We start from the raw sequence: 3,349 nt of genomic DNA, 5'->3' as shown, positions 1-3,349 counted from the left end.
AGAGGCGCAGAGGAAACAGAGAGAAGAGAAAAAATGCTTAACTGAACTGTATTGTATATAAGCGAAGTATTCTTTTAAGTCCAATAAAGAATTTCAGCATTTGGAAAGCGCCTACTAATCTCACTCTCAAAAAAGCTACGCAACGCCTTCATTGTATCCTTCTCGTAAACGTATTTCGTCCCACCAAACTTATTACGCTTGACACTGCGTTTTGCCTCATCCATCTCTAATTTTGATTGTGGATACCAAGTTTGTAATACTTCTTTTGACCCAGGAGTGAACCGATGCGAGATTAACTCAAAGGTAAGGTTACAATCAAAATCCAGTGCCTCGTTTATCTGTTCAAACAAACGACTATAGTGCATTTGCCAATCATCTATCGGTATAATTGGCGCGATAACCAAGCCTATTGGATAACCGCCACCGCCACGCTCTTGTGGTAGCGCCAACCGTCGCAATGCATTCAGTCTAGATGCTACGGATGCTGTACCACCTTCAAACTTACCAGAAATTGGTGCGGCATTAACGCTCATCCGACAGCGAGTATTCCCATTGTGTGGTAAATCGAGTAATCCATCCACAGCATCAAACTTCGATACCCAACGTAGATGTGCATTGGTACGAGTGCCAAAGTAACGAATACATTTAGCAAGACTTCCAGTTAAATGCTCAATCCCCAACGGATCAGTGTAACAGCTAACTTCAAAACTTGTGGTTTTCCCCTGTTGCTCGTAGTTCGCTAAGTTCTCTAATATCTTCGGTAAGTTGGCAAAAACGCGGATGACAGGTGGCCCCGATAAGCTACCTGCTAGGTAGCAGTATTGACAGTGAGCAGGACAACCTTCGGCAAGGTGAAACTGCCAATCCGCAGAAGGTGGGATGGGACTCAGTTTAAAAGAACTGGGTGGTGCAGTAACTACCGCTAAGGTACGTTTGGCGATGTTGTAAGTATCCCGCTCAGATTCACCGCGCAGTCCCTTCAGGCGGTTCTGTGATAGTTCTTCTATTGGTAAGTTGAGTGACTGCACACGTTTAAGAATCTGTTGCCCCCAATCCTCATCTAGGGCAGCAGGTGTAAACAGTACCCGTTCAGGTATCCACAACCTTGGCGATCTTGTTTGTGTATCTGATACTGAAACTTGGTCTGTAATGATATTCAGCAATATCTTTCTCCGTTATTTAGTTTGCTGACTTCTGCAATTAATTTTCAAGGACTTGCTTAATTCGTCGTTCTAACAAATCAAGATCCAAACTGCCTTCATCACGGTTAATTCGACGCACAGTTGAATTAACATTAGCTAAATTAACCAATAAATCTTGAAGAATTTCCTGCTGCTGACGGGCTTGGGTAACTTCGCGTGGCTCCTGTACTAAATCACGCACGATGGTATCTTCAGCGCGAGAGGCGATAATTGGATCGCTTTGCCCTTGAACGTGAACAAAGGTTCGTCGCCCTGGGCCTCGCTCCTCTTCTATTGGTATAACTGCTGTTACTTGGTCAGAACGCACATATTTGCCAAATCCCAAATGGACTAGCTCTGATGAGAGAATTTTCATATAATTGAAGCGTTATTTTTATATCTTACTTATATTGTAAAATCTAGGAAAGTGACTTTAAGCCATAGAGCATACGGGTTATACCCAATTCAAGGTAGTAGTTTCCTTTCCCAATTGCTGCTTGATATCTCTATGTCAATCACACTATTTTTACCAGCTTTCAGGCTTGTTCTGGGGTTTTACTAAGCTCAATAAACTCAAGTTTTAGGTTGCAGTCCTAGCCTTGGCTTAAGTACAGCATTTTATTAATTTGTAGCGAATTAAATTTGGCAATTCCTTGCAATGCCAATACGCCTCCTTGCAATGCTAATACCAATTCAATTAATGATTGCAACACATCCTTGGGTAAAGACGCGATTCATCGCGTCTCTACAAATGGTCTATTTGTCGCATTCTTTTTTTCAATTGGTATAATACATCGGCCGCATTGTTAATGTGTGCCCTTACAATGCCAATGCGTCGGGATGCATTCTAACAGTCATTTTTGTGCGAGTTTGATTGTAAATAATACCTGCTTCAAGTTGTAAATTTATTAGTGGCCTCTTTCTACACTGGCAGGATATTTAATCTTGCTCTGATTCAATGTCCTCATCTGCGATCGCAAAATCACTGATGTAGTCCCGTACAACACGCTCAAAAAATAGGGGAGCAGGCAAACCTGTCCAATCGCTGTAGTGACCAAAGCCATAGCGCAGTGACTCCACAAGGGCAGCTAGATCATCAGGATTATCTTCTGATTGTCTCAAGGTAACAACAATCTCAAGGGGATTTGGAGAAGGCCAGCGATTTACAAATGGAGCTTTTGTAGAGAGTTGACTTATCTTTAACCCAACTTTGTTGGCTAGGGTCTGGGTTGAACGATAACAACTTTGCCCACGTGAATATTGATGTGGTGCTTCACGTGCCACAGATAGATAAGCCACACATCCAGTTTGGTTAGTAGCGCTGAGTCGAAATAATCCAGTCGCACTAGATGCTGAAGGAATTTTAAGCGTAGGCGGCAGTTTGTTTAGTTCTTCTTTAGTCCTGGTATCTTCTAAAGAAGTCTCTATTAAATGTCTGGCTTTTTTTTCAATAATTCCAGGGGCGAGTTCTTGGCGAATACGAATTAGACGTGCGCCTTGCCATTCATCCTGCATATTCTCAAACTGCTGACCAAGGTTAATTTGATTAGTATTTATTTCCTCATCTTTGAGCCAAGACCATAGTTGGACGCAGTTGGAAGAATCAATCATAACCAATGGTTGCATCCCATCTTCCACAGAGTTAGAAATAATCTGTTTTACAAAGTCCATGAATCGAGTTTTAGACACATTACGCTTATCAGCCAGTTTGATTGGAGTAAGTTGGGCAATAAAAGCTAGTGCATCAGAAAAACTAAACCACGGGCTGATTTCTAAATTTCCTTTCTCGTAAGCACAGCAAAGCTCACATTTTCCTGTATCTACATTGAGGCGCATTACCACTGCTAAAAATGTATTCTCAATAACACCACGAAAGCGACCTCTTTGTTTACGGACGATTGTGAACCCTAAAATTTCTTTTGGTCTAGCTTCTAGTGGGATATTTTGCAAGTACTTGTCAACCTTTTCTTTTACACCATCAATCCGACCAGAATGAGCCGAGAACAAATCTTTCAGAGCTGACTGCATCCGATGGAAGAAGTCTGTGAGTTTGAGATGCTTTGTTTTGCGTGTCTTTGCAATGGGTAGAAGAAATTGCACGCCACTACCAATTTTTGCAAGTGCTTGGCGGGTTGAAGGTTTATTAACTTTATCGTCAGGTTTAACAG

At 41.9% G+C, this 3,349-nt stretch carries 3 protein-coding genes; all 3 read right to left on the bottom strand.

What is annotated here, in order from left to right:
- Positions 1-74: 74 nt before the first annotated feature.
- A complete protein-coding gene (locus tag IQ229_RS19410; RefSeq protein ID WP_322744025.1) occupies positions 75-1,097 on the bottom strand; it encodes a spore photoproduct lyase family protein in 1,023 nt (340 codons plus the stop codon).
- Positions 1,098-1,200: 103 nt separating this feature from the next.
- Positions 1,201-1,557, bottom strand: a complete 357-nt coding sequence (locus tag IQ229_RS19405) for a hypothetical protein (RefSeq protein WP_012412291.1) — start codon at positions 1,555-1,557, stop codon at positions 1,201-1,203.
- Between the two features lie 563 nt (positions 1,558-2,120).
- Positions 2,121-3,349: RNaseH domain-containing protein (locus tag IQ229_RS19400; RefSeq protein ID WP_194046547.1), on the bottom strand; the 1,229-nt coding region annotated here is incomplete at its 5' end.

Origin of the sequence: Nostoc cf. edaphicum LEGE 07299 (assembly GCF_015207245.1) — a bacterium.
Lineage (GTDB): Bacteria > Cyanobacteriota > Cyanobacteriia > Cyanobacteriales > Nostocaceae > Nostoc > Nostoc edaphicum_B.
This window is presented reverse-complemented; position numbering and strand designations above follow the sequence as displayed.

Bases quoted from the DNA above. Each gene is read 5' to 3' on its own strand.
- IQ229_RS19405 (WP_012412291.1), bottom strand. From the start codon at position 1,557: ATGAAAATTCTCTCATCAGAGCTAGTCCATTTGGGATTTGGCAAATAT.